The sequence below is a fragment of the Flavobacterium sp. HJSW_4 genome, from assembly GCF_042436695.1.
Classification (GTDB): Bacteria; Bacteroidota; Bacteroidia; order Flavobacteriales; family Flavobacteriaceae; genus Flavobacterium.
On sequence record NZ_JBHNPP010000047.1, the window covers coordinates 1 to 23973 of the forward strand.

At 34.5% G+C, this 23973-nt stretch carries 26 protein-coding genes; 9 read left to right on the top strand and 17 right to left on the bottom strand.

Annotation, left to right across the window (positions count from 1 at the left end; genetic code table 11):
- The 3 genes from ACE01P_RS23035 to ACE01P_RS23045 all read right to left on the bottom strand — a co-directional run.
- A partial coding sequence (locus ACE01P_RS23035) for a FeoB small GTPase domain-containing protein (RefSeq protein WP_379701407.1) occupies window positions 1-201 on the bottom strand: 201 nt, incomplete at its 3' end.
- Window positions 201-440 carry a FeoA family protein gene (locus tag ACE01P_RS23040; RefSeq protein ID WP_008465698.1) on the bottom strand — a complete coding sequence of 80 codons (240 nt, stop codon included), beginning with the start codon at window positions 438-440 and terminating at the stop codon, window positions 201-203. The genes ACE01P_RS23040 and ACE01P_RS23035, both read right to left, overlap by 1 nt.
- Window positions 441-543: 103 nt before the next feature.
- Complete coding sequence (locus ACE01P_RS23045; RefSeq protein ID WP_379701408.1) at window positions 544-1209, bottom strand: SCO family protein; 666 nt, start codon at window positions 1207-1209, stop codon at window positions 544-546.
- A gap of 228 nt (window positions 1210-1437) precedes the next feature.
- On the opposite strand from ACE01P_RS23045, the gene ACE01P_RS23050 reads away from it, so the two are divergent.
- Complete coding sequence (locus ACE01P_RS23050; protein ID WP_379701409.1) at window positions 1438-3498, top strand: M13 family metallopeptidase; 2061 nt, start codon at window positions 1438-1440, stop codon at window positions 3496-3498.
- Between the two features lie 65 nt (window positions 3499-3563).
- Here the strand turns inward: ACE01P_RS23050 and ACE01P_RS23055 are convergent, their stop codons facing one another.
- Entirely contained in the window at window positions 3564-3959 is a 396-nt protein-coding gene (locus ACE01P_RS23055) for a c-type cytochrome (RefSeq protein ID WP_379701410.1), read from the bottom strand.
- A 1-nt stretch (window position 3960) separates the two neighbouring features.
- Entirely contained in the window at window positions 3961-4956 is a 996-nt protein-coding gene (gene hemB / locus ACE01P_RS23060) for a porphobilinogen synthase (protein ID WP_379701411.1), read from the bottom strand.
- 281 nt (window positions 4957-5237) lie between these two features.
- On the opposite strand from hemB, the gene ACE01P_RS23065 reads away from it, so the two are divergent.
- Together ACE01P_RS23065 and ACE01P_RS23070 are read left to right on the top strand one after the other, a co-directional pair.
- Window positions 5238-5870: a hypothetical protein gene (locus ACE01P_RS23065; protein WP_379701412.1), complete on the top strand. Its 633-nt coding sequence runs from the start codon at window positions 5238-5240 to the stop codon at window positions 5868-5870.
- Window positions 5871-5874: 4 nt separating this feature from the next.
- Entirely contained in the window at window positions 5875-7725 is a 1851-nt protein-coding gene (locus tag ACE01P_RS23070; protein ID WP_379701413.1) for a hypothetical protein, read from the top strand.
- Window positions 7726-7771: 46 nt separating this feature from the next.
- Here ACE01P_RS23070 and ACE01P_RS23075 read toward each other — a convergent pair whose 3' ends face one another.
- The 10 genes from ACE01P_RS23075 to hemA form a co-directional block, all read right to left on the bottom strand.
- Complete coding sequence (locus ACE01P_RS23075) at window positions 7772-8659, bottom strand: fructose bisphosphate aldolase (protein ID WP_379701428.1); 888 nt, start codon at window positions 8657-8659, stop codon at window positions 7772-7774.
- A 90-nt stretch (window positions 8660-8749) separates the two neighbouring features.
- Window positions 8750-9688: a DUF4421 family protein gene (locus ACE01P_RS23080; protein WP_379701414.1), complete on the bottom strand. Its 939-nt coding sequence runs from the start codon at window positions 9686-9688 to the stop codon at window positions 8750-8752.
- Between the two features lie 101 nt (window positions 9689-9789).
- Window positions 9790-10695 (bottom strand): oxygen-dependent coproporphyrinogen oxidase, encoded by a 906-nt coding sequence (hemF, locus tag ACE01P_RS23085; protein WP_379701415.1) that lies wholly within the window; start codon window positions 10693-10695, stop codon window positions 9790-9792.
- The gene (locus tag ACE01P_RS23090; RefSeq protein WP_379701416.1) at window positions 10692-11237 is read right to left on the bottom strand and encodes a GNAT family N-acetyltransferase; all 546 of its coding nucleotides are present in this window, start codon (window positions 11235-11237) and stop codon (window positions 10692-10694) included. The genes hemF and ACE01P_RS23090 overlap by 4 nt, the downstream gene beginning before the upstream one ends.
- A 1-nt stretch (window position 11238) precedes the next feature.
- Window positions 11239-11616: a hypothetical protein gene (locus tag ACE01P_RS23095; protein ID WP_379701417.1), complete on the bottom strand. Its 378-nt coding sequence runs from the start codon at window positions 11614-11616 to the stop codon at window positions 11239-11241.
- Between the two features lies 1 nt (window position 11617).
- Window positions 11618-12289: a hypothetical protein gene (locus ACE01P_RS23100; RefSeq protein WP_379701418.1), complete on the bottom strand. Its 672-nt coding sequence runs from the start codon at window positions 12287-12289 to the stop codon at window positions 11618-11620.
- Between the two features lie 77 nt (window positions 12290-12366).
- Window positions 12367-13392 (bottom strand): uroporphyrinogen decarboxylase, encoded by a 1026-nt coding sequence (gene hemE, locus ACE01P_RS23105; protein ID WP_144216543.1) that lies wholly within the window; start codon window positions 13390-13392, stop codon window positions 12367-12369.
- Window positions 13393-13442: 50 nt separating this feature from the next.
- Window positions 13443-14108: a uroporphyrinogen-III synthase gene (locus ACE01P_RS23110; RefSeq protein WP_379701419.1), complete on the bottom strand. Its 666-nt coding sequence runs from the start codon at window positions 14106-14108 to the stop codon at window positions 13443-13445.
- Window positions 14108-15031 carry a hydroxymethylbilane synthase gene (gene hemC, locus ACE01P_RS23115; RefSeq protein WP_379701420.1) on the bottom strand — a complete coding sequence of 308 codons (924 nt, stop codon included), beginning with the start codon at window positions 15029-15031 and terminating at the stop codon, window positions 14108-14110. The genes ACE01P_RS23110 and hemC overlap by 1 nt, the downstream gene beginning before the upstream one ends.
- Window positions 15032-15220: 189 nt before the next feature.
- The gene (hemA, locus tag ACE01P_RS23120) at window positions 15221-16471 is read right to left on the bottom strand and encodes a glutamyl-tRNA reductase (RefSeq protein ID WP_379701421.1); all 1251 of its coding nucleotides are present in this window, start codon (window positions 16469-16471) and stop codon (window positions 15221-15223) included.
- 228 nt (window positions 16472-16699) lie between these two features.
- Between hemA and ACE01P_RS23125 the strand changes: the two genes are divergently transcribed.
- The 6 genes from ACE01P_RS23125 (at window position 16700) to ACE01P_RS23150 (ending at window position 22373) form a co-directional block, all read left to right on the top strand.
- Entirely contained in the window at window positions 16700-17575 is an 876-nt protein-coding gene (locus ACE01P_RS23125; protein ID WP_379701422.1) for a helix-turn-helix domain-containing protein, read from the top strand.
- A 205-nt stretch (window positions 17576-17780) separates the two neighbouring features.
- The gene (gene hemH / locus ACE01P_RS23130; RefSeq protein WP_276171636.1) at window positions 17781-18794 is read left to right on the top strand and encodes a ferrochelatase; all 1014 of its coding nucleotides are present in this window, start codon (window positions 17781-17783) and stop codon (window positions 18792-18794) included.
- A gap of 79 nt (window positions 18795-18873) precedes the next feature.
- Window positions 18874-19422: a CopD family protein gene (locus ACE01P_RS23135; RefSeq protein ID WP_379701423.1), complete on the top strand. Its 549-nt coding sequence runs from the start codon at window positions 18874-18876 to the stop codon at window positions 19420-19422.
- A gap of 194 nt (window positions 19423-19616) precedes the next feature.
- Entirely contained in the window at window positions 19617-21032 is a 1416-nt protein-coding gene (locus ACE01P_RS23140) for a sensor histidine kinase (protein WP_379701429.1), read from the top strand.
- Window positions 21033-21043: 11 nt separating this feature from the next.
- Window positions 21044-21826, top strand: a complete 783-nt coding sequence (locus tag ACE01P_RS23145) for an enoyl-CoA hydratase/isomerase family protein (RefSeq protein ID WP_379701424.1) — start codon at window positions 21044-21046, stop codon at window positions 21824-21826.
- 148 nt (window positions 21827-21974) lie between these two features.
- Window positions 21975-22373, top strand: coding sequence for a hypothetical protein (locus tag ACE01P_RS23150; protein ID WP_379701425.1), 399 nt, complete (start codon window positions 21975-21977; stop codon window positions 22371-22373).
- A gap of 157 nt (window positions 22374-22530) precedes the next feature.
- Here ACE01P_RS23150 and ACE01P_RS23155 read toward each other — a convergent pair whose 3' ends face one another.
- Both ACE01P_RS23155 and ACE01P_RS23160 read right to left on the bottom strand, forming a co-directional pair.
- The gene (locus tag ACE01P_RS23155; protein WP_379701426.1) at window positions 22531-23184 is read right to left on the bottom strand and encodes a metal-dependent transcriptional regulator; all 654 of its coding nucleotides are present in this window, start codon (window positions 23182-23184) and stop codon (window positions 22531-22533) included.
- A gap of 83 nt (window positions 23185-23267) precedes the next feature.
- A partial coding sequence (locus ACE01P_RS23160; RefSeq protein ID WP_379701427.1) for a universal stress protein occupies window positions 23268-23973 on the bottom strand: 706 nt, incomplete at its 5' end.

Consider the following 23973-nt stretch of genomic DNA (forward strand, 5'->3'; position numbering starts at 1 on the left):
GTTCAAACTGTACGTTCCAGGTAAATCTAGAATATTCGCTTTTATGTTATTAGGTAATTTACAGAATCCGATTTTCTTCTCAACCGTGATTCCAGGATAATTCCCGACTTGTTGGTTAAGACCTGTTAATTGATTAAAAACGGAAGTTTTTCCGGTATTTGGATTTCCGATAAGGGCAACATTGATATTCTGAATGCTCATTATAAATTGGTTTTGATAAGTTCAACTTCAATTTCACGAGCTGTTTCAATACGAATTGCAACATGAGAACCATTAATATCTAAATATAACGGATCACCAAAAGGAGCAACCTGCAGCAATTCAACTAAGCTACCAGGCAGACAACCCATTTCTAATAATTTAAGTGGAATAAGATCGATATCAAAATCTTTGATAATGGCTTTTTCGCCTTTTTTCAGAGTGTGTATTGTATTTTGCAAGCTTATTTAGATTGAATTTAGATTGCAAAAATAGGCAATTATTATTTATTGAAAGGCATTTAACCGTTGGACAAATGCTAAAACTTTCTAAAAATAAGGGATTTTACTCTTGAGAAAGGAATTCGATGTCGTCCAAAAGACGTTTTACATCTTCTTTATTTGTTCCATCATAAAAACCTCTAACGCGGCGTTTTTGATCGACCAAAACAAAATTCTCTGTATGCACCATATCATAAAGCTGATCTGGTCTTCCTAATTTCACAGCCAAATATGATTTTCTGGCCATAGTGTAGATTTCTTTTTTATCGCCAGTAACCAAATTCCATTTGCTGTCGACAACTCCATATTTTATGGCGTAAGCTTTTAAAACAGAAACACTATCAACTTCAGGAAAAACGGTGTGAGAAAGCAACATTACTTTCGGATTGTTTAAAACTGCTTTCTGAACATCAACCAAATTGGTAGACATTTTTGGACAAATTGATCCGCAAGTGGTAAAGAAGAAATCGGCAACATAGATTTTTCCTTCGTAATTTTTTTGGGTAATCGTATCGCCGTTTTGATTCACAAATGAAAAGTCAGCAATTGTGTGGTATTTGCTTTTATATTGAACAGTACTATCAACCAGTTCAGGATTCACATCGGCTGGATTGTAAATTGGAAGAGTTTTTTTAGGTTTTAAAGCCGAGTAAAACAAAGATATTGTTACAACCGAAAATACTATTAGAACAATAAAGAATTTGCGGTATTTATATAAAAGCGATTTCATAAAAATAATTTGGCGCAAAAATACGAAAAGGAGATTTTAAAAGCTTTACTCCATTATTTTTTTAACAGCCTTTTGTAACTTTTAGAACCAATATGATGACTAATAAAACCAGTCTTAGAATTGTATTTGTGAAATTTCTTTCTATTTGAGAGTTTACAGTTACAATTTTAACACAATTTTCAAAATAATAACAATATGTTTGTATTTTCCATTAAACCGTAAATTTTTATGAAAAAACAATTAGCTAAACCAGTGTTTGGTGTTTTATCTGCAATGTTTTCTATAACTGCTGTGAATGCCCAAAATACGCCAAAAGAACCAGGCATAAATGTCTCGTACATGAATGCAAAAATTAGTCCGAGTCAGGATTTCTTTCAATATGTAAACGGAACTTGGTTGGATAAGACAGAAATTCCAAGCGATAGAACTTCTTGGGGAAGTTTTAATGAATTGCGTCAGAAAACAGATGACAATTCATTGGCAATTTTAAAAGAAGCTTCAAAAAATCCAAAGTACAAATCAAACACCGATCAAGGAAAAGCGATTGCTTTGTATAATACCATTTTAGATACTGTAAGTAGAAATAAGCAAGGTGTGAAACCGCTTGAGCCGACTTTAAAAAAGATCGATGCCATTAAAAATGTAACCGATTTGCAAAACTTCCTTACCGAAATGCAAGCGCAAGGTAACGGAATTGGCTTTTTTGGAGTTTACGTAAGTGCCGACGCTAAAAACAGTAATAAAAATTCGGTAACATTAAGTCCGGGAACTTTAGGATTGTCTGACAAAGATTATTACAATGCTGATGATAAAGATTCTAAAGAAAAACGTGAAAAATACGAAGTTCACGTTGCTAGAATGTTACAATATATTGGAGAATCTCCAACTAAAGCAAAAGAAAGCGCGAAGCAGATTGTGGCTTTAGAAATCGAAATGTCTGCACCAAGATTGGATCGTGTGGAGAGAAGAGACCGCAGAAAACAATACAATCCAACTGCAATTGCCGATTTGAAAAAGAATACGCCGTCAATTCAATGGGATAAATATTTCACAGGAATCGGAATGACAAAGTTGGACACAGTAAATGTTGCACAGCCACGTTATATGATTGCTTTGGAAAAAACTTTCACGGAGAAAAAAGTAGAAGCTTGGAAAGAATATTTAAAATGGTCTGTACTAAACCGCTCAGCATCTATTTTAAGTACAGATATTGAAAATGCAAATTTCGATTTCTACGGAAAAACATTAACAGGAGCTTTAAAACAACGCCCACGTGAAGAAGTGGCTTTGCAAGTTGTGAACGGAACAACGGGAGAAGCTTTAGGAAAACTTTATGTAGAGAAATTATTTCCTGCTGAAGCAAAAGAGAAAGCAAAAAATATGATTGCTAATGTAATGAGAGCTTACGAAAACAGAATCAATGCCTTGCCTTGGATGTCTGCAGAAACAAAATCCAAAGCAATCGAAAAACTAAATAAACTGACGGTTAAAATCGGATATCCTGATAAATGGAAAGATTATTCGGCTTTAGCACTTAAAAATGTAAATGAAGGCGGAACTTATTTTGATAATATGAAAAGCATATCAAAATGGTCTTATGCTCAAAGTTTAGATAAATTAGGAAAACCAGTTGATAAAACAGAGTGGGGAATGTCTCCGCAAACGGTTAACGCTTATTTTAATCCTTCGTACAATGAAATTGTATTTCCTGCTGCGATCTTACAACCGCCTTTCTACAATTATCAAGCAGATGAAGCTGTAAATTATGGTGGAATTGGTGCTGTAATCGGTCACGAAATTTCTCATGGTTTTGATGATTCTGGTGCAAGATACAATGCTGAAGGAAATTTAGTAGACTGGTGGACAGCTGATGATTTAAAACAATTTACAACTCTTGGAGGAGAACTTGCGGCACAATACAGCGCTCTAGAACCGCTTCCTGGAATTTTTGTTGATGGTAAATTTACTTTAGGTGAAAACATTGGAGATTTAGGCGGAATCAATGCGGCTTATGATGGTCTTCAATTGTATTTGAAGGAACATGGAAATCCAGGTTTAATTGACGGATTTACTCCAGAACAACGTTTCTTTATTTCTTGGGCTACGGTTTGGAGAACAAAAACAAGAGACGAAGCAATTAAGAGTCAGGTAAAAACAGATCCGCACTCGCCTGGAATGTATAGAGCTTATGTGCCAATTCAAAATGTTGATGCTTTTTACAAAGCTTTCGATATCAAAAAAGGAGATAAAATGTATGTTGAGCCAGAAAAACGTGTTAAAATCTGGTAATCAAAATAGTTAGTAATAAAAAAGGCGCTTGATAAAAGCGCCTTTTTTTATGGTTTCAAAGTCAATTATTTCAACTGACTGTAAATGTAAGTTTCAATTGCTTTCAATTCTTCATCAGACATGGATTTAGTAATTGCAAAATTGGTTTTCATAACCTCAAACTGACTCGGATCTACAATTGGTTCTGCGTTTCCTTTTAAGAAAGTTACGATATCGCCATTTTTGTCTTTGTAGATTTTAGCAATTTCTTTAATGCTTGGCCCAACTACTTTTTGATCTGGTTGATGACAAGCAAAACAATTTCCAGCTCCTTCAAAAAGCTGTTTTCCTAATTCTTCTGGACTTTTGGCTTTCGCCGATTCTCCTTCAGAAACAGATTCGGTTGCGTTTGTAGGCTCAGAACCTTCTTTTTTACAAGAAGAAAAAGCTAAAACAGCAGATAAAAATAAAACCTTTTTCATCTTATTTTTTTAAAAGTATTGCTGCTTCTTTAGCAAAATAAGTTGAAATAAGATTCGCACCCGCACGTTTGATGCACATTAATTGCTCCATCATAATCTTGTCGTTATCTAACCAGCCTCTTTCAGCCGCTGCTTTAATCATGGCATATTCTCCAGAAACCTGATAAACCGTTACAGGAACATTTACCGTATTTTTAATTTCGCGAACGATATCCAAATAAGCAATTCCCGGTTTTACCATAACCATATCTGCGCCTTCTTCAACATCAGACAAAGCTTCTTTAATAGCTTCAATACGGTTAGCATAATCCATTTGATAAGTTTTTTTATCTTTTGGAACAGCAACATCAGCTTCTTTTGGAGCAGAATCTAAAGCATCTCTAAACGGACCATAAAAAGCCGAAGCATATTTAGCTGAATAGCTCATAATTCCAACATTTTGAAATCCAGCAGCATCCAAACCTTCGCGAAGGCGTAAAACACGTCCGTCCATCATATCGCTTGGCGCAACAAAATCGGCACCAGCTTCTGCGTGAGAAACCGCCATTTTTACTAAAGCATCAACAGTGCTGTCGTTTTCTACGTCGCCATTTTTTATAATTCCGTCATGGCCGTAGATTGAATATGGATCTAAAGCCACATCTGGCATTACAATCATTTCTGGACAAGCCGCTTTTATGGCACGAATAGCTTGTTGCATTAATCCGTTTGTATTCCAAGCTTCTTTTCCTGTATTGTCTTTTAAGCTTTCGCTAACTTTCACATAAATATTAACTGCGCGAATTCCTAAATCAAAAAGTTCTTTTACTTCTTCAACCGTTAAATCTATAGATCTTCTAAAAATTCCTGGCATTGATGGAATTTCGACTTTTACATTTTCGCCTTCAGCAATAAACATTGGAAACATAAAATCCGACGGACTTAAACTGGTTTCACGAACTAAAGAACGAATTGATTCATTTACTCTTAATCTTCTGCCTCTTTGTAATGGGAACATATAATTTTAGATTTTAGATTTTAGAATTTCAGATTTTGGCCTGATTTAGTGAAAAACAGATTAATAAATCGTTGTTTCTAAAACCGAAGTTGTTTTTTATTTTTTTGAAGTTGTATTACTTTTTATAAGTGGCGCAAAGTTAAAGAAAAAGGAACAGAATAAGGCGTTTAGCCTATCGCAGAATCCGTTAATATTATCTAAAAATTTAGATTTTTTGATAGTTTGAATTTAGAGTTTAACCAAAGTATGGTTTTTTAGAATATTCCATCTAAATTTGTATAATGAAGAAAATTCTCGCTTTATTATGCAGTCTGCTCTTAACGAGTTGTTTTGAGATTACAGAAAGAATCAAACACCACGACGATCAAAGTGGTGAATATACTTTGATGATTGATTTTTCTAAGTCTTGGTTTAAAACCAAATCGGCTATTTGGTTGGAGGAAGTTGATGGTGTAAAAATTCCGAACGAACAGGAAATTACCGCCAAACTCTCTGATTTTAAAGAAAAAGCTTTGAAGATTGACGGAATCTCAAATGTTACTACAAAAACAGATTTTCAGAATTACGTTTTCATTATCAAACTCAATTATGCGAATCTAAAAGCATTGAATGCCGTTGTAAATACGATAAACAATCAGCGCGATCAGATTCACTTTAGCGGAAGCGGCAAAACTTTCGAAAGAATTGCTTCGTATCCCGTTCCAGAAAAAGTGGTAAACGACCCGAAGAAAAAGAAAGATCTAGAAGAAGCGAGCATTATTTCTATTTACACTTTCGATAAAGACATTTTGGCTGTAGGCAATGCAAACAGCAAGATTTCAGCAAATAAAAAGACGGTTTTTTTAAAGCAAAGTATGTACAGCGTATTTAAAAAATCGACATTAATGAATAATACCATCCAATTAACGCCTTGATTTTATGAAGCATTTTTACACCTTAATTTTTCTATTCGCCACGTATTTTACTTTCGGGCAAAAAAATACAGACAAATTCGACTATTTTGTACAATTTAATGGAAATCAGCTTGCTAAAAAAGTTAGCATTGATGAGGTTTTAAATCATCCAATTTTAACGAAATACATCGATAAGAAACCCGATTTTGATCTTCGCAAATATGCTGATATTATCAAATTGGACGATAAAATTACGATTCATGGGAATTTCTTAGATTCTGTTCCTTTTTACCAAGTTACAATTCCAGTAAAAAGTAAAGAGGCGGTTAGAAAATATTTAATTGAAAAGCAGGGCGCAAACGGAACGAACAGCTCAATTGAAGATTTCGGAAAATACGAAGTTTATACGCCAAGTGGAGTAAAAAGATCATTTGTTTGGAATGACAATTATTTGGTTGTTATTGAATTAACAAAACGACTTCCTTCTAAATTTTATGATGTTGCAGAAACTTCAACAGCAATGGATTCTGTTTCAATATCAGAACCATATGAAGGAACAGTGGTTGAAGCGCCGGTTTATGGTGTTCCAATGACTGAAAACCCAACAAAAATTGAAGAACCCGCTGCAAAGAACACAGATCCAATAGTATTTAATGAACCTGCTGAAAGCGATCATTTGTATGATGGAAATCCGTATGAAGAGTATACTGCAGAACAAGCAGAGTTTGATAAAAATTTAGCCGAGAAGCAACGAGCAATCATAAAAGCATTATTCGAAAACGGATTTACACCGCCAAGTTCTCCAAAAATAAATGTTTCAGCAGATATTTCGACATGGGTAAATTATGGTGGTTTTATGTCTAGTTTGTATTCTATGTACAATTATCCGCTTTCATTATTTGGAGGTTACGACAAATACTTGCCAATGCAGAACAACTTCGGGAATTTTATAAAAGGAATCAATGTTGATTTTTATTTTGATAATGATAATGCCCGAATCGAAGAAGTGGTAGAATATTCTCCAGAGATTGCCGATGTTGTAAGCAAAATTAGCAATAGAAAAATCAATAAAAATATCTTTAATTATTTCCCTGCTCAGAAACCTCTGGGTTATATTTCATATCATGCGAATACAAAAGCAGCGCTTGAAAATTTCCCGTCGTTAATGACCGAATTATTTCAAAATCCGAAATTGGCCAAAGAAGATATTACACTCATTACAGATTTAATATCAACAATAGTCGATGAAGAAGCTACGGCTAAACTTTTTGATGGCGATTTAAGTGCTTTTTTATATGATGTGAAAGAGGTTGAGGTAATGACCAAAAAATATGGTTATGATGAGAATTATGAAGAAAAAATAACGGAGGAGAAAGTGAAGAAAGAGATTCCGCTATTTTCTGTGGTTTTTACTTCTACGCATCCAACATTTGGAGATAAATTATTGCAATTGGGCGTTCGCAAAAAAGTATTAGTTCAAAACGGAAATGTCTATACAATTGTGGGAACTAAAGAATACGATAATATATTTATTCTAAAGGATAAAGACGTGGTAGTTGTTGCCAATACAAAAGATTACTTTGGCGCTGGAAACGGAACTTTTGCAAAAGACACCAAAAAAGACTTGAGCAAAAACTACATCTTTGGAAAACTTAATATTGCGCAAACCATCAAAACGTTTGGCAAAAATGTAAACGATTCAGAATTGGATAAAATGACTAGAATTTCTTCTCAGTTTTCGGATGTTTCAATTGAATCGCCTAAAAAACTAATTGACAATAAATTGAAATTCGTTTTTAAACTAAACTCTTTTAAGTCTGATAAAAACATCATTTTGCAGACTTTAGATTTAGCCGATGAAATGACTGCTAAATAATTGAAAACAAAAATCCCTGAAATACTTCAGGGATTTTTTTATGTTTTTATTGAATGGAAGCTTCGTAAATTTCTTTGATTGAATTGCCGAGCTGTGAATTAAACTCTTCGTCAGATTGTCCAGCGCTAAGTCCCTCTGATAAAGCTCTTGAAAAACTCGCAATCAGTCCGTGGTTTTCTGATAGTTTCTGATTAGCATCTTCTCGAGAATATCCGCCCGAAAGTGCTACAACACGAACCACATGAGGGTCAGACATTAAATCACTATAAAAATTATTTACTGTTGGGATAGAAAGTTTCAGCATCACTTTTACTTCTTTATCTAAAGAATTGAGCTGTTTCTTGATTTCATCTTTCAAAAGCTGTTCTGATTTTTCTTTATCCGAACTATAAATATCAACTTCAGGTTCGATTATTGGGATAAGTCCTTTTTCGAATATCTGTAAACCAACTTCAAATTGCTGTTTTACGACTTCTTGAATTCCTTTTTGATTCGCCTCTTTTATAACAGAACGCATTTTAGTTCCGAAAATCTTGCGTTCTACCGCACGATCTAATAATTCATTGAGATTAGAAATCGGTTTCATTAGCTGAACTCCGTCTGCAAGTTCTGAAAGACCTTTGTCAACTTTTAGAAAAGGAATGATACGTTTTTTCTCCCAAAGATAATCTGCAGTCCATTGTCCGTCGATTTTTCGGTCCATTGTGTTCTCAAACAAAATTGCTCCAAGAATATATTGGCTGTCAAAGGCCGGACTCTTGATAATTCGCGTTCGCATTTCATGCACAAGAGTGTACATTTCTTCTTCATTCGTATATTGATTTTCCTGTATGCCATATTGCAATAATGCCTTTGGAGTACTGCCGCCGCTTTGATCTAAAGCTGCAATAAAGCCTTTTCCAGAATGCATGAGATTTAACTGTTCGCTGTTTATATTTTTCATAACAATGAATTTTAGTTTTTTATAAATCTCTGTAATTTAAGCATTTTAATTTGGCTTCGCGCTTATTTCGAGTTAAGATTCTTACAAACCTATCTTTTTGTTGACATTGTCGTAGACTTCTTTTACTTTTTTTGGAGGGTCAAATCGGTAACCAACAGAAAGTTTTACAGTAGCAATATTGTCATTCAACCTTGGATCGACTTTGTCATCTTGCGCAAAACTTACGGTATTAAGACTGGCAAAGCCAAAAAAACGGTCTTTGTTATACGCCAATTTTAAATTGAAATCGGCTTGGTATAAAGCTGAGGTTTCACCATCAATATCATTGATTCCAGCTCCCAAAGCAAGTCCGGCGCCAATTAAAACCCGATTGCTAATTACAAAGTTGTAAAAATAGGCGGGAGCCAAAGTAAATACATAAATATCTCCAGGAGACGAATCGGGAGTGTTTAAATCCAAATTGGTATAATAAAAAGAGAAGGAGGGAATGAAACTTCCTGAGCTTTTCGTCTGCCATTCGTTTTGGCTCACCAATGTTTTAAAGGAGAATTTATCATTGAAAACATAAGAAGTCGATCCGCCGATTTTGGTAGTTCGCATGTGAGGCAATTGTGCCGTTATGTTGTCATCGCTGATGTAAAATCCTTTTTGATTGATGAAAGTAAACGACTGCATCCATTTTTTATAATAAAAACGGGTGTTGAAATTAAAATGTTTAGAATTGGAATCTCCTTTGTTTCTGCCCAGAAATTTAGGAGCAAAACCAATTGTAACATCTATGATTTTATAATTTAAATTGAAACCAATCTGTTCTCGTCGATTCGGAATAAGATTAAGATATATTTTCGGATCCTGATTATCTGAAGCAATCTGGAAACTATTGGAAGTGTCTAGATAATAAACGCTGGCAGTAATTTTATCACTATAAGATTTAAAATACGGATTCTGCAAAGTGTCATTTTGGGCAAAACAACCCAAAATGTTGGTGAAGAATATGGCGTAAATTAGTTTTAAACGCATAGAAACATAGTTTTTAGATAATTTAAAATTATGATTTTCTAAATTCAGCTCTAAGATAGGTCTTTAAATCTATGTTTCTATGTGTTCAATAAATTTTTAAACTATGAAATCCACTCACGCGGATTTGCTAAAACGTTGATCAATTTTTCTTCTTCGCTTCCCGCTTCCGGATGATGATCGTAAACCCATTGCACATGCGGAGGAAGACTCATCAAAATACTTTCAATCCTTCCGTTTGTTTTTAATCCGAACAACGTGCCTTTGTCATGAACCAAATTAAACTCCACATAACGACCACGACGAATTTCCTGCCATGTTCTTTGTTCTGGAGTATACGAAAGATTTTTTCTTCTTTCCACAATCGGAACATAAGCTTCTAGGAAACTATTTCCAACTTCGGTTACAAAATCGTACCAGTTTTCCATTGACATTTGCTCATTTGCTTTGCAATAATCAAAGAATAAACCACCAAGTCCGCGAGCTTCATTTCGGTGCGCATTCCAAAAATAAGAATCGCATTGTTTTTTATATTTTGGATAAAACTCTGAATTGTGTTTATCGCAAGCCGTTTTACAAATTTGATGAAAGTGAATTCCATCTTCTTCAAACAAATAATAAGGCGTTAAATCTTGTCCGCCACCAAACCATTGTTCGATTACATTTCCTTTTTCGTCGTACATTTCAAAATATCGCCAATTGGCGTGCACAGTAGGAACCATTGGATTTTTCGGATGAAGAACCAAACTTAATCCGCAAGCGAAGAAATCAGCTTCTCCAACATTGAACATTTTCTGCATTGTTTCTGGAAGTTTCCCGTGAACGGCTGAAATGTTTACGCCACCTTTTTCGAAAACATTTCCGTTTTCAATAACGCGTGTTCTTCCGCCTCCGCCTTCAGCACGTTTCCATAAATCTTCACGGAATTTTGTCGTTCCGTCAACAGCTTCTAATCCAGCGCAAATCTGGTCTTGTAAATTTTGTATGTATGCGTAAAATTTGTCTTTCATGATTTTATGTATTCTGATTTAAGCAGTCCGAAATAGACGGAGTTTTGTAAAGTGCCATCTCCATTTCTAAATTCGTCTCTTAAAATTCCTTCTTGTTTGAAATTGTGTTTTAATGCGATTCGCTGACTTGCCAAATTGATTTCAGATGTACAGATAAAAACCTTGTTCAACATTAATTCGTTAAAGCAAAAATCAAGTGCATCGGCAACCATTTTTGATGTAATTCCTTTTCCTTGATAATCTTCATCAACAAAATATCCCAATTCACATTTAGAAATTCGATAATCGATCGTTTTTACGCACAAATAACCGATCAAATTGTTTGTTTGGATATCTCGGGCGTAAAAATGAAAAGCTTCTTTATTTTTCTCTTTTTCGAGGTTGAATGAAATGAAGTTTTGCGCTTTCTCTAAAGAATCAGAATTAGCTAGAGTTACTGGAAAAGTTTTTCCAATGTGAGTTTTATTCTTATCAATCAGTTTGTAGAATTCTTCGGGAAGAATATTCTCAATTCGGTCTGTTTTCCAATCTGTAAAACTCATTTTATTTGTTTTTAATGGATGAAATTTTCGAATTTATTCCGAAAGAAAAAACTTTGCTTTCTGCTTGAATATATTGATAGATGGCCAAAGCCTTATCTTCAAAATTATAATTTTCGTCTTTTGAAAGTTCCATCAAAATATCTGCAAACTGTTCCAATTGTTCCCATTCAAAATGAAGGCGCATCAATAAAGTTGTCAAATCTTCATTAGAATAATCAATCAGACTTTGTATGTTTAATCCAAATTCTTTCAGTTGATTTTCTAAATCTGATTTTTGTAAAGCATTTAAAGGATAAGGTACATAAATAAGAGTTCTCAATGTTTTTAGGACATTGTCGATTCTGATTTTTTCTTCGTCTCTTAAACCTTTATTTAGCATTTTAGAATTTATTAGATTTGATAGTAGTTTGGCTGTAAACTAATTTCCCTTTTTGAGAACCTTGTCCAAATTTCTTTATTGTTCGATAAATGAAATATAAAACAGGTAACGAATAATAAATAAACCCCATAGAAATTGGCACATAAGGCTTTTCTATAAATAAGCCGCTTGATTTAACGGTTTGAAAATAATCTGATTTTTTTAAAAACTCTTCTGTCAAACCCAATGGAGGAATAATACTACTTCCAAGGCAAACAGCTAAAAGCAAGAAAAAGTAAAACATAGTTCGTATTGCTGATTTTCCTATCTGTATTCCTCTGACTTCTGGAGAAACATTTGAAAAAGCAAAACGCATTCTGTTTAAGACCGTAAGCAGATAAATATATAAAAGATTGGTACTTACAACCGATTGATTAAAACCCATTGCAAATAATCCGTAAAACGGAAAAAAGATAAAAAGAGACCATTTTTTTGGCATAACCGCCATAAAAACTCCCGAATGCACCATTATAAACTCAAATGCCATTAAAATTGCCAAATCGTTTATCAAACTTACGGGATGAAGTTTTGGATGGGTCCAGACCATAAAAAACACATAAGCGTAATAGGCCTGAAAGCCGTATTCAATAAATGAGAATGGTGAATTCCTATTGAAGTTTATATTGGCGAACATAGATTTAGGTTTAAGTTCTCAATCACAGTTTTCAGTCGCAGTTTAAACTGAAAACTGCGACTGAACACTGAAAACTATTATTGCCCGTATTCCTTAACAGCGTCAATAAACGCTTTTGCATGGTCTACTGGGATATTTGGTAAAATTCCGTGACCTAAATTTACAATATATTTGTCTTTTCCAAACTCATCAATCATTTCGTGAACCATTTTCTTGATCGTCGGAATTGGAGAAAGCAGTCTTGACGGATCAAAATTACCTTGTAAAGTAATGTTTCCACCAGACAAATAACGCGCATTTCTTGCAGAACAAGTCCAGTCAACTCCTAATGCAGAAGCTTTACTTTTGCCCATATCGCCAAGAGCAAACCAACATCCTTTTCCGAAAACGATAACCGGCGTAATTTCTGCTAAAGCATCAACGATTTGGTTGATGTATTTCCATGAAAATTCCTGATAATCAACAGGAGAAAGCATTCCTCCCCAAGAATCAAAAATCTGAACCGCATTAACTCCCGATTTTACTTTTTCTTTTAAATACAAAATAGTCGTATCTGTGATTTTTTGTAATAAAGTGTGCGCTGCAACTGGATTTGAAAAACAGAATCCTTTTGCAGTATCAAAACTTTTAGAACCTTTTCCTTCAACAGCATAGCAGAAAATTGTCCAAGGCGAACCAGCGAAACCAATTAATGGAACTTCATCGTTCAACATTTCTTTAGTCAATTTCACAGCGTCGAAAACGTAACCTAAAGTTTCATTTACATCTGGAACATAAACTTGATTTACTTGTTCCATTGTACGAATTGGATCTGGAATAATCGGACCTAAATTGTCTTTCAATTCTACGTGAATTCCCATAGCTCTTGGAACTACTAAGATATCAGAGAATAAAATTGCAGCATCTGGGGCAATTCTACGAATTGGCTGAACTGTGATTTCTGCAGCTAATTCTGGAGTTTCGCAACGAGTGAAAAAATCATATTTATCACGAAGCTCTCTAAATTCTGGCAAATATCTTCCCGCTTGACGCATCATCCATACCGGCGGACGCTGAACTGTTTCTCCTTTTAATGCTTTTAAAAATAGGTCGTTTTTTAACATGTTTTTTATTTTAGTTGCAAAGTCTCAAAGTGACAAAGTTGCAAAGGTTCTTATTTATATTCGTGAATGACATCTTCGATCACATCTTCAATTGTGGGTTGATCTGCGACGATGATGTTTTTTGTGATTTTTGTTAAAGCTTCCGCAGTTGTATCTCCAATGCAAAAACAAATTTGCTTATTTATGGTATTGTTTTTCAAATAACTTTTAACGCCAGACGGACTAAAAAACAAGATCGCTTCTGGATTTGCTTTTATTTTCTGAGGTTGAAGTGTAGTTTCGTAAACCTGAATTTCGTTGAATTTGATTCCGTTTTCTTTTAAAGCTTCCGGCAGAGTATCTCTTCTCATATTCCCGCTGAAAAAAGTAAAGCTTTCATTTCCATAAATCAAAGTGATGATTTCAGCCAAATCCGCAGCGTAACCTGTGTAAGCAACTACATTAAAGCCATTATCGCTCAAAAGCGTTTTGGTTTTAAGTCCAACGCAGTACACATTTTTCTTTTTTAATTCTTCTGATTTTGGATCAGATAAAACGCTGTGAACGGCATTCTGACTGGTGAAAATTAAACTTTCGTTGAGGTCTTTCAATTCGAAAGGTTTAGTTTCAGTTTTAATGAAATCGGCTTCGATTAATTCAACTCCATATTTCATCAGCTCTTGTTTGTGAAGAGGAGATAATATTTTTGTAGATACTATTTGAACTGGGTTTGCCATTATTTCTTTAGAGATTCTTTAATTTTCTGCATTAATTCCGTTCCTCCATTATTCAAAATCTCTTGAGCCGAATTGAAACCTAACTTTTTCCATTCTGAAATGTCAACCGTTTTATTGACTTCCAGTTTTTGTTTTCCATCAATAGAAAGTAAAACTCCTTGAAAATGCAGAGTATCTTCGTCTTCATTATACGTAACCAAAGCTCCAATTGGTGCTGTACATCCGCCTTCAAGCGTTCTTAAAAACTGACGTTCAATGTATGTGCAAATTTCAGTTTCAATATCATTTAACTGAGAAAGTGCATCCAAAGTATAATTGTCATTTTCCATCGCAACTACAAGCATTGCTCCTTGTGCAGGCGCAGGAATCATCCAATCTAAATCGATGCAATTTTCTGGTTTCAAGTTGATTCTCTCCAAACCTGCAGCGGCAAAAACAGCTCCGTCCCAGTTGTTATCTTGCAATTTTTGCATACGAGTATTTACGTTTCCGCGTAAATCAACCACCGTATGGTTAGGATATTTATTAAACCATTGTGCCTGACGGCGCAGACTTCCGGTTGCAATTGTGCTTGGATTTGTAAAATCAGGATTTCCTTTATGGACTAAAATATCTAAAACATTAGCTCTTTCTAAAACGGCACCTTGAACGATACCTTTTGGCAAAGCCGTTGGAACATCTTTCATAGAATGCACCGCAATATCAATATCGCCATTGATCATCGCAATGTCTAATGTTTTAGTGAAAATTCCCGTAATGCCTAGTTCGTAAAGAGGTTTATCCAGAATAATATCACCTTGAGATTTTACCGCAACAATAGAAGTTTTATAACCTAAATCGTTTAGTTTTTTCTCTACTGTGTGCGCTTGCCAAAGTGCTAATTCGCTGTCACGCGTTCCTATTCTGATTGTTTTTTCAGCCATGTTTTATTTTTTGAACCATATAAGTCATATAAGTGAATTTAAGCAGTTTGGGTAAACATACTTGTAAATCAAACTAACATAACTTGTTTTTATTTTTGAACCATATAAGTTATATAAGTAATTTAAGCGGTTTGGGTAAAACACAGTTTTTAAATGAACTTATATAACTTATATGGTTTAAAATTTTATTTAAGATGCTTTTATTTTGAAGACTTTTTCGATCCATTCGATGCTTTCATCGACCATGGTATCGTCGTCTTTTAAATGATTTGCGAAATGTGTAGTAATTTTTTGAATGATTCGGTTACTGATGATTTCAGCTTGTTCTTCATTAAAATCCGCAATTTTTCTACTTTGAAAATCTAGTTCCGAAGCTTTAATAGCGTTTAGTTTTTCTTTCAAAGCATTAATTGTCGGAGCGAACTTTCTACCTTTCATCCAAGTAACAAATTCTTCTTTGATTTCTTCGATGATGGCTTCAGCAGCCGGAATGTGTAATTTTCTGTTTTCCAAAGTTTCATCTGTCAATTGAGACAAATAATCCATGTGAATTAAAGTTACGCCTTCCAATTCCTCAACATTTTCATGAACGTTTTTCGGAATCGATAAATCTAAAATCAATAAAGGTTTTTTCAGATTTAAAATCGCTTTGTCAACTGTTGGGTTTTGAGCGCCTGTTGCCACAACGACAACATCGGCTTTTTGAAGTTCTAAATGCAATTCAGAGTAATCTTTAACAATCAAATTTAATTTTCCTGCTAATTTTTCTGCTTTGTCTTTAGTACGATTTATTAAAGTGATGTGCTCGTTTTTAGTATGTTTTACTAAATTCTCGCACGTATTTCTTCCGATTTTTCCAGTTCCGAAAAGCAAAATGTTTTTGTTGCTGATGTCTTCTACATTTTTAAGAATGTATTGTACCGAAGCAAAAGAAACCGAAGTTGCGCCAGAGCTAATTTCTGTTTCATTTTTAATTCTTTTGCTTGCTTGAATAACCGCATTTACCAGTCTTTCCATGAAATTATTCGCTAATCCTAAAGATTTTGAATGAACGAAACTGGTTTTAATTTGAGATATAATTTCGAAATCACCTAAGATCTGACTGTCTAAACCAGTTCCTACGCGAAATAAGTGATTAATTGCTTCTTGATTTTTATAAACAAAACCAACCTTTTGAAAAGCGTCAACAGAACCATTGCTGTTATCGCAGATTAGTTTTATTAATTGAAAGGGATGTTCTGCAAAACCGTAGATCTCGGTTCTGTTGCAGGTTGAAGTAACTATTAAACTTTCTATTCCATCGTTTTTAGCTTGTTCCAATAAGCGAGTTTTCGCAACGGCATCCAAACTAAATTGACCTCTTACCTCAGCATCAGCTTTTTTATAACTCAGACCAACTGAGTAAAAATAAAGGTGTTTCGGTACGTTATTGTTTTCCATAAATTCACTTCATTATAAAGTGCAACAAAATTATTACTATACCATCGATAAAAATAACGCTAAAAGTACTTTTTATGTCGCTGTATGTTTTTTTGAACCTAAATGGGTGTTTTTGAGTAAAAAGGACTACTTTTGTAGCAAAATCAACTCGTTACAAGTGATTAGTTTAGAGTGATTCTAAATAACATTTGAAGTTTGTTTTGATTTTAGTTTCAAAAAAATATCGCTATGGGTTCTCAAGAAATTATAAAAATTGAAGACGACTTTACGCTGATCCGTTTTCAAAACGACGGTGCCGAACCATTTTTTGCTCAGCATGAAATCGTTGGTACTGGTCTGATACAGTTTCACTTCGGGATAAAAGGGAATGCAAAATTCTTATTCAATCAAGGTACTTATGCTTTGGAGCTGAAAGAAGAAAAATCGTTGCTTTTATACAATCCGCAGAAAGAATTACCGCTTCATTTAGAACTCGCTCCAAACTCGTGGGTGATTTCGGTAATTGTTTCAATCAAGAAATTTCACGCGTTGTTTTCTGCTGAAGCTAATTATATTACTTTTCTAAGTCCTGACAATAAGGATAAGAAGTATTATAACGAAGGAAATATCAGTCCGTCGATGGCGATTGTGTTGAGTCAGTTGTTTCATTATAATCTTCATCCGTCGATAAAAAACCTTTATTATAAAGGAAAAGGTTACGAATTATTGAGTTTGTATTTCAACAGAACCGAAGATCCAAACGCAGAACAATGTCCGTTTTTGATTGACGAAGACAATGTTTTGAAAATTAGAAAAGCAAAAGAAATCATCATCGCTAATATGGCTGAACCGCCAGGATTGCAAGAGCTTTCAGATGAAATTGGTTTGAATTTGAAAAAGCTGAAAATGGGTTTTAAACAAATTTACGGCGATACGGTTTACGGTTTCTTGTTCGATTATAAAATGGATTTCGCTAGAAAATTATTAGACAGCGGTTCTTATAATGTAAATGAAGTGGGTTTGAAAATTGGTTACAGCACGGGAAGTCATTTTATAGCGGCATTCAAAAAGAAATTCGGAACAACACCTAAAAAGTATTTGATGTCTATTAATGCGAATGTTTAAATTTTTTTTGCCACGAATTAGCACAAAATAAAAATCTGCTAAATCTCCCGAATCTGCGAGAGAAAATTTCTCGAAGTATTTAAAATCAATTTTGAATATTCAACAATAATTAAAAAGTAATAATTATCATATTTCTAATAAAGTACAGCGTTTACTTTTGTCGAAATTTTTAAAAACAAATAAAAGCTTAAAAGCAAAAAACATAATGAAAGGCGTATTATTAGTAAACTTAGGTTCTCCAGAAAGTCCAACTCCAAAAGACGTAAAACCATATTTAGATGAATTTTTAATGGATAAATACGTGATCGATGTTCCGTATTTATTAAGAGCATTATTAGTTCGCGGAATTATTCTAAGAAAAAGACCAGAAGAATCGGCTCACGCTTACGCGAAAATTTGGTGGGAAGAAGGTTCTCCATTAGTTGTTCTTTCTGAAAGAATGCAGAAAAAAGTGCAGCCTTTAGTAAATGTTCCAGTTTCTTTAGCGATGCGTTACGGAAGCATGACAATTGAAAAAGGACTTCAGGAATTAAGCGATAAAGGAGTTACTGATGTAATGCTTTTTCCATTATATCCACAATATGCAATGGCATCGACTTTGACTATTTTGGTGAAAGCAGAAGAAATTCGCAAGAAGAAATTTCCTCACATGAAGTTTACAGATGTTCCTGCGTTTTACAATAAACCGGATTACATTAAAAACTTAGCAGATTCAATTCAAAAACACTTAGTTGGATTTGATTATGATCATTTATTGTTTTCATACCACGGAATTCCTGAGCGTCACATTCGTAAAACGGATGTAACAAAATCACATTGTAAAATTGACGGTTCTTGTTGTAATACGCCATCTCCGGCACATGAATTCTGCTACCGTCACCAATGTTACGAAACGACAAAACAAGTCATTAAATTATTAGGACTTCCAGAAGATAAATACAGTTTGACATTCCAATCTCGTTTGGCGGGTGATAAATGGTTAGAACCTTACACAGATGTTGAAATCGACAACATGCCGGCAAAAGGAATCAAGAAATTGGCGGTTGTTACACCAGCTTTCGTTTCAGATTGTTTAGAAACTTTAGAGGAAATCGCTATGCGCGCCAAAGAAGATTTCGAAGCAAACGGAGGAGAAGAGTTCTTGGCAATTCCATGTTTGAATGATGATGACGAATGGTGTCAGACGGTTTCTAATTGGATTAACGACTGGGCAAAGTAATTTTGTTTCAAGTTTCACGTTCCAAGTTTAGCCAACTTTGGGAAAAACCTGAAACTTGAAACCTGAAACAAAAACAGAAATGGAATACTACAATTATCTAAAATCACTGCATCTTATTTTTGTCATAACTTGGTTTGCAGGTTTGTTTTATATTGTGCGTTTGTTTGTGTATCAAATAGAGGCCAGTGAAAAACCTTCTCCCGAAAAGGAAATTTTACAGGCGCAGTACAAAATTATGGCCTACCGTTTGTGGTACATTATTACGTGGCCGTCAGCGGTTTTGGCGAGTATTTTTGCTTTTTGGATGTTGTTTTTTACTGACGCAGGCCATGTGTGGATTACAATGCCTTGGATGCACGTAAAATTGTGTTTCGTTTTTCTTTTGTATTTATACCACGGAAAATGCCATCAAATTTTTAAGCAACTGCAGAACGATGAGGTAAAATATTCTAACAATTTCATGCGTTTATGGAACGAAGGCGCAACGATAATTTTGTTTGCCGTTGTTTTTTTAGTAGTTTTAAAAAGTGCTATCAACTGGATTTTCGGCGTAATCGGAATTATTTTATTCTCGGTTTTAATTATGCTGGGATTTAGATTTTATAAACGAATTAGAGAAAAGAAATAAGTTTTCAGTCGCAGTGACAGTTTTCAGTTTGCTGAGACTGAGATTGAACACTAAATATAAGTTTTCAGTCGCAGTTACAGTTTTCAGTTTTGCTGAGACTGAGACTGAGACTGAGACTGAGACCGAATACTAAATATATGCTTAACAACTTTAAAATGTCAATGCTTTCGCTTCGTACCAGGATTTTCCTGTCGATGATTGTATTGATTGTTGTCGCATCTTTTCTATTGGCTTCGATTTCGATTATTCAGTTTAAGACTGAGGCCAAAGAATACCATCAAGAACGTTTAGAACGAAAAGAAAATGCGGTAAAGGAACACATCAATTATGTTCTGGCGACTACAACTTATCCGCTGAAAACCCAAAATCTGGATTTGATTTTTAAAGATAAAATCCACGAACTGGCGCAGATTCATAAAATCGAAATCAATATTTACAGTCTTGACGGAAAGCTTTTAAAATCTTCAAAAGAGTCTTTTGCCGTTGATAAAATCGCCCCGCCAATTCCAGAATACATTCTAAAACTGGTTCGTTCTTCTATCGAAAAGCGATTTGTAGACATTAAAACGATAGACGGAGTTAAGAACCGATCTTCATACAGTTTAATTAAAGACGAAAAATTTAAACCGCTCGGAATCTTAAATCTTCCTTATTTGGAAGACGACGGATATTACGACAATGAGCTGAATACTTTCTTGATTCGTTTAAGTCAGGTGTATTCTTTTATGTTGATCGTGGCTTTCGCGTTAGCGTATTTCCTTTCAACTTATATCACAAAATCATTAAAAACGATTTCTGAAAGATTAGAAGAAACTAATCTGGATCAGAAAAACGAGAAGATTGTTTTAGAGGCAAACAGTAAAGAAGTCAATTTCTTGATTAAAGCCTATAACGGAATGGTGGACAAATTGGAAAAAAGTGCCATCAAATTAGCGCAAAGCGAACGTGAAGAAGCTTGGCGCGAAATGGCAAAACAGGTTGCCCACGAAATTAAAAATCCGCTTACGCCAATGCGTTTGACGGTTCAGAGTTTTCAAAGAAAATTTGATCCTTCTGCTCCAGATGTAAAACAGAAAATGAACGATTACTCAGAGACTTTAATTCAACAGATTGATACGATGACCGCTGTAGCTTCGGCATTTTCGAACTTTGCATCGATGCCTGCTCAGCAAAATGAAACGCTGAATGTAGTTGAGGTTGTCGAATTGGCTTTAGATATTTTCAACGAAGATTATATTTCTTTCGAAAAAGAAGAAGAAGAAATTATCTCAAAAATGGACCGAACGCAATTGATTCGTGTAATTACCAATTTGGTTAAAAATGCTACACAGGCTATTTCTGAAAGCCAGTTTCAAAAATCGATTGTCGTATCGGTAAAAAGAAGAGAAAATAATGTTGAGATTGCTGTAAAAGACAACGGAATCGGGATTCAGAAACAAGACACTGGAAGGATTTTCGAACCAAAGTTTACCACTAAAACCAGTGGTATGGGACTTGGACTCGGAATTATCAAAAACATTATAGAAAATTACAAAGGAACAATTACCTTTGAGTCAACTTACGGAAAAGGAACTACGTTTACAGTTTCTCTCCCTATCACCAACTCATAAAATATACCGTCATGAATTACGAAAATCTTTTAATTTCTATTGAAGAAAATATCGCGACTATTACCATAAACAGACCAACAAAATTGAACGCTTTGAACAAAGCAACAATTGGTGATCTTAGTAAAGCCATTCAATTATTGGGAAAAGATGAAGATATCCGTGTTATTATTTTGACAGGAAGTGGAGAAAAAGCATTTGTTGCTGGAGCAGATATTTCAGAATTTGCGAATTATACTACTGTTGAAGGCGCGCAATTGGCGGCTGAAGGTCAGGAATCTCTTTTCGATCTAATTGAAGGACTTAGAAAACCGGTTATCGCAGCAATCAACGGATTTGCTTTAGGAGGAGGTTTGGAATTGGCAATGGCTTGTCATTTTAGAATTGCTTCAGACAATGCAAAAATGGGACTTCCAGAAGTTACTTTAGGATTAATTCCTGGTTATGGAGGAACACAGCGTTTGCCTCAATTGATTGGAAAAGGTCGTGCCATGGAAATGATCATGACTGCAGCGATGATTACTGCTGAACAAGGAAAAGATTACGGTCTGGTAAATTATGTTGTGCCTCAGGAAGAACTTTTGTCTTTTACGAATGTAATTGCGCAGAAAATCATTAAAAATGCTCCTTTCGCTATAGGAAAAGCAATAAAAGCAATCAACGCTAATTTTACAGATGGTAAAAATGGTTTTGATGTCGAAATAAAATCATTCGGAGAATGCTTCGGAACAGCTGATTTCAAAGAAGGAACAACAGCATTCTTAGAAAAACGTAAAGCTGAATTTACAGGTAAATAATTTTTCTTAACCGCAAAGTTCGCTAGGGATTACGCAAAGCACACAAGGAAAATTAAAAAACTTTGCGAATTTTGCGGTTAAATAATATAACACAAAGAGGATAAAAACTTAGCCTCTTAGTATCTCAGAACCTTAGAATCTTAAAAAAATGTACGAACCAATATTTGCCCTTTTTTGTGAACGAGTTAAAGAAAGCATACAATCTGGAACTTTCGCTAAACTGACTTTGGCCAAAACGATGGGCGATAAAGAACTTAAAAATGTATATTTCCGATTGGTTCTCAATGAAGACAATACATTCTCCATTTCACTAACTTTCAGATATAAAACAGAAGAAATTGAAAGCATTCACACTCTTGATGAAGCTTTGTTGATTTTGGGAACACATATCAAAAATCCTTTTCTAACAGCACTTTTATTTACGACAAATGATGATGTTACCTTCAAGGTAAATAAAAAGAATGCAGGAAGTATTATTGAGCAAGCACCAACATTTAAAAATGCTTCTCCAGTAATGTTGGAAATGATTGAAAAAGGAATTGTTTAAATGAATGTTTGTAGAATTTCATATCTCTAGAAAATCATTTCTCAGGCTGAGCGAAGTCGAAGCCACATTTGCTGAATCACTTTGCGGGACTTCGACTTCGCTCAGTCTGACAAAAAATCTTAGTGTGTCTCTGTTAAAAATCTTTGCGGAATAGCCGTTAAACCAACTTCACAAACAAATTAGAAGCGATTTTATTTGAAATTGACAACTCTCGGTCATTCACTTTAATTTTCACTGATAAATCGAAAGATTCTTTAGATAAAAATTCGATTTTAGAACCCAAAGCAATTCCTTGTTTGTCCAGATATTTCAAAAACTCAGAAGAAGTATCTTTTACGCCTACGCAAACACCTGTTTGGTTTTCTTCTAATTCGGATAAAAGCTGTTTTTCAATTTTAATGATTCTTCCATTTGCATCTGGAATAGGATCTCCGTGTGGATCTTCAGTCGGATTTCCAAGAAAATCATCCAAACGATTAATCAATTGCTCCGATTTAATATGTTCCAATTGTTCTGCAATATCGTGAACCTCATCCCAGCTGAAATTTAGCTTTTCAACCAAAAATACTTCCCAAAGACGATGTTTTCTAACAATCATCTTAGCCGCCAATTTTCCATTTTCAGTTAAAGAAACACCTTGGTATTTTTTATAATTCACCAAATCCTTGTCTGCCAGTTTTTTAAGCATATCGGTTACAGAGGAAGCTTTTGTTTCCATAATTTCCGCAATAGCATTCGTGCTAACTTCTGTCTCCGAAGTAGCAGTCAGGTGATAGATCGATTTTAAGTAGTTTTCTTCTGAAAAAGTCATTTTTTTTGAGGTTCAAAGGTTCAAAGGTTCAAAGGTTCATAGGGAAAACCTTGTCCCTTTGCACCTCTGAGCCTTTCCCCCTTTTATTTAACAATCAACAAAGGTATCGAAATTTTATGTCTCAATTTATCTACTGTTGTACCAAAAAGAATATCTTTCAAACCAGTGTGGCCGTGGGTTCCCATAACTAGAATATCAAAATCGCCACTATTGATGATTTCTGGAATTGTCTTGTTTGGTTTTCCAAAACCAAGTTCAGTTTCTATGTTAAACCCTTTTTCTGAAAGCATTTCTTTGTATTCTAAAAGCAATTTTTCATCAATCGTAGTTTCATGATCGTGAATATGAATTCCATACATCAAAGCTCCGACAGTTTCAACAATATGAATAAGCGTGTATTTGGCATCCATTCCGCCTAATTCGAAAGCATGATTCAGTGCGGCTTCATCTGCATTCGAAAAATCAACAGAAACCGCGATGTTTTTGACTTCTTGCGTTTTTTTAGGAGAAAAATGAAGTTTCAGATTGTGTGGCGAATGATTAATGGTCTTCGCTTTGAATTTGGCAATAAATGGTTTGAAAATGATGTATAATAATAACGCTGCGAATCCAAAAGCAAGAGGAATAACCGTAAACCAAAGAACCATTGGGTGATTTGAACTTTCCAGCCAAGAAGTAATTTCATCATAAACCAATTTTGCATTTAGTGAAACAATAATCGAAGCAATAATCCAAGAAACAACCTGAGTGGTTCTAGAAATATGAAAACCATTCATTTTTGATTTGTCA